Origin of the sequence: Haladaptatus sp. (genome assembly GCF_049589095.1) — an archaeon.
Lineage (GTDB): Archaea > Halobacteriota > Halobacteria > Halobacteriales > Haladaptataceae > Haladaptatus.
The window spans coordinates 1-2,495 of sequence record NZ_JBAWAC010000266.1 but is presented as its reverse complement, the minus strand read 5'-3'; the positions used below and the strand labels follow the sequence as shown (position 1 = coordinate 2,495).

General features: G+C 61.7%; 2 protein-coding genes and 1 pseudogene. 1 reads left to right on the top strand and 2 read right to left on the bottom strand.

Annotated features, from left to right (window positions below; genetic code table 11):
• A partial coding sequence (locus tag WBV42_RS08625; protein ID WP_423985666.1) for an ABC transporter substrate-binding protein occupies positions 1-854 on the bottom strand: 854 nt, incomplete at its 3' end.
• Between the two features lie 169 nt (positions 855-1,023).
• On the opposite strand from WBV42_RS08625, the gene WBV42_RS08620 reads away from it, so the two are divergent.
• Positions 1,024-2,169, top strand: a complete 1,146-nt coding sequence (locus WBV42_RS08620) for a hypothetical protein (RefSeq protein WP_423985665.1) — start codon at positions 1,024-1,026, stop codon at positions 2,167-2,169.
• Here WBV42_RS08620 and WBV42_RS08615 read toward each other — a convergent pair.
• Positions 2,135-2,495: pseudogene (locus WBV42_RS08615) on the bottom strand (TIGR00341 family protein); the annotation flags it as partial. The gene WBV42_RS08620 and the pseudogene WBV42_RS08615 overlap by 35 nt on opposite strands.

The following is a 2,495-nucleotide window of genomic DNA, read 5'->3' as shown; positions in this document are numbered from 1 at the left end:
TGGACCTTCAGGTCGCGCCACTGTTTGAAGCTCGTCCCCTCCGAGATGAGGTACGGCGAGAACGACTCGGGCTTGTTCCCGTTCGCCCACATGATAGCGACCGACGGCCGTTTCGACTTCTTCGACGGGATGACCGATTCGAGGTTCGACTGGAAGTCTGCGTGTAGGGACTTGAACGCCTCGTACCGGTCGGTGCGCTTGAACACCTTGGCGAGTTTTTCGAACGCCTCGTAGAGGTTGTAGTATTTGTAGTCCTTGTGCCACTTGTATCCGGTCGAGAAGATGCTGTTGCCGAAGAACGGCCCGATGTTCTTTTCGACTTCGTCGACGTCCGACTGGGACCATCCTTTGAATCGGTTCATCAGGAAGTTCGGGTCGATGACGTGTACGTCGCCGTCCAGTTGGTAGAACAGCTCCTTGTTGACGCCGTCCTGGTATAGGTTCTTCATCCCGCTCTTGTCCACCGAGACGCCGGGAATTTCGTCGTAGTACTGCGTGTGGTACCGACTCGTCAACCAGACCGCTTTCGGCGGTTCGAGGCCGAGCGCGATGCCCATGTCGGCCCAACTGCCGTTGTTGGCGACCCAACTCTTCGGGACGGAATCGAACTTCACCGACCCGACCGGTTCCATCGATACCGAGTACGGACCCGACTCCGACGCTTCCGTCTCGGTCGTTTCCGTGCTCGTCCCGTCCGATTTCGAGCCCGTCGTCTCGCTAGTGTTCGTCGTGTCCGTTCCTGCTCCTGAACTGTCGTCGCCGCCGAGACAGCCAGCCATGATCGTCGCTCCGCCGACGCCACAACCGAACAGATATCGTCGACGGCTCGTGGTCTTAGGGTCGTCTGCTACCATACCCATATTTTAGGCTCGCCTAAAGGTACGTAAATGTTCTCATTTTTTGGCACCCCTAAAACTGCACTGTCGTCGTACCGATAATTCATCCGCTCGAACGGGGAACCTGACGGTTCAGCTTCAAGTACTCCCCCGTCGTACCCGAGTTCGGGAACGGGGAAACGACACGATGGGGAACCACGACGACATCGGACAGCGACCAGCAACGCGCTCGCTGCCACGGAGACGACTGGGGACGATGGGGCGGCGACGGTTCGTCACGACACTCGCGGGTGCAGGGTTCGGCTCGATGGCCGCCCTGCTCACGCCCGGCGACGTGCGGGCGGCCGGACGCGACGAAGTGCCGCTCGTGTACGGTCGGGGGTCCGATTCCGAACCGCTGACGACGACGGTTCCGGCGGATTGGTTCGCCGACCTCCGCGCCGCGTTCGACGCACACGAGCGCCACGACTTGCTTTCTCGTCACGGAATCGTCGGTAGCGCCGTCGTTCCGGGCGAGTTCGGCGGACGAAACGCCGCCCTCGCCGTGGACGTGACCGACGACGAGGCGACGGGTTCCGTCCCCGAACGAATCGGCGACGTCGCCGTCGAAGTGAATCACGTCGAAGCCGCCGATACGACCGAAAAAAGCCGGACGTACGACGCTTCGTTCGACGACGATCGCGTGCCCGGAAGCGTCGAGTGCGGGAGCAAGCACGCCGCCGCAACGCTTTGTCCGGCGATGTACGACGACGGAGCGCCGTTTTTCGCGACTTCGAACCATCTCTACGGGGACGACGACGAACAACACCGCGGCGAACCGTTCTACGTCAAGGGACGCACCGGATGGCGAAAGGTCGGCAAAGTGGGACGCGGCTACGCGTTGGACGACTTCGTTCGCATCGACCCGGTGAACGACGCGCTTCCGACGAGCGCCATCCACGGCGTTTCACCATCCGCGGTCATGGGGCAGTTCACGCGCGTGGGACTCGCCCACCTCAAAGCACGTCGGTCGAAACTGCAGAAGGTCGCCGCCGTTTCCGGTTACTCGTCGGGTCGGATTCAAGCCGTAGACGGGATGACCTGCGCGTACGGAACCGTCTGCAAACACGGACAACTGAAATGGGGGTCACGGTCCTCGTTCACGGACGGCGACAGCGGGAGCGTTAGTTTTCATCCCGACCTCCAACGGCCGGACGACGGCGTCCTCGTCGCAAGTCTCAACAACGCCCGGACGTGGTGGCCCGTCGAGGATTACATCTGGGGCACGGCCGCCTACCGGATCACGGCCGACCACGGCGTCACGTTCTCGCCACCGACTGCTGGCTCTCGGTGAACTGCAGTTCGACTATCGTCCTCCCGTCGAGTTGGGCGGATATCTTCCCGGCGAGCTTCTTCGCCAGCCCGGGATACCGCTTTCCGGACGGCTTGGTCACGAGCACCGTCACGTGCTGTTTGTCGTCGACGAGGCCCATGTCGTCGAACTCGACGTTCACCTCCACGAGTTCGAGTTGCTCGTACTGCTTCGATTCCAGTATCTTCTGTACCTCCCTGTTCGCCGTGTTTTCGGTGTGGACCTGTTGGGTCATCAGCGCTCCCGCGCCGACGAACGAGACGAGCAAAATCGCGGCCGCGACGATTCTCGGTGCGGCATCCCGAATG

Bases quoted from the DNA above. Each gene is read 5' to 3' on its own strand.
- WBV42_RS08620 (WP_423985665.1), top strand. From the start codon at position 1,024: ATGGGGAACCACGACGACATCGGACAGCGACCAGCAACGCGCTCGCTG.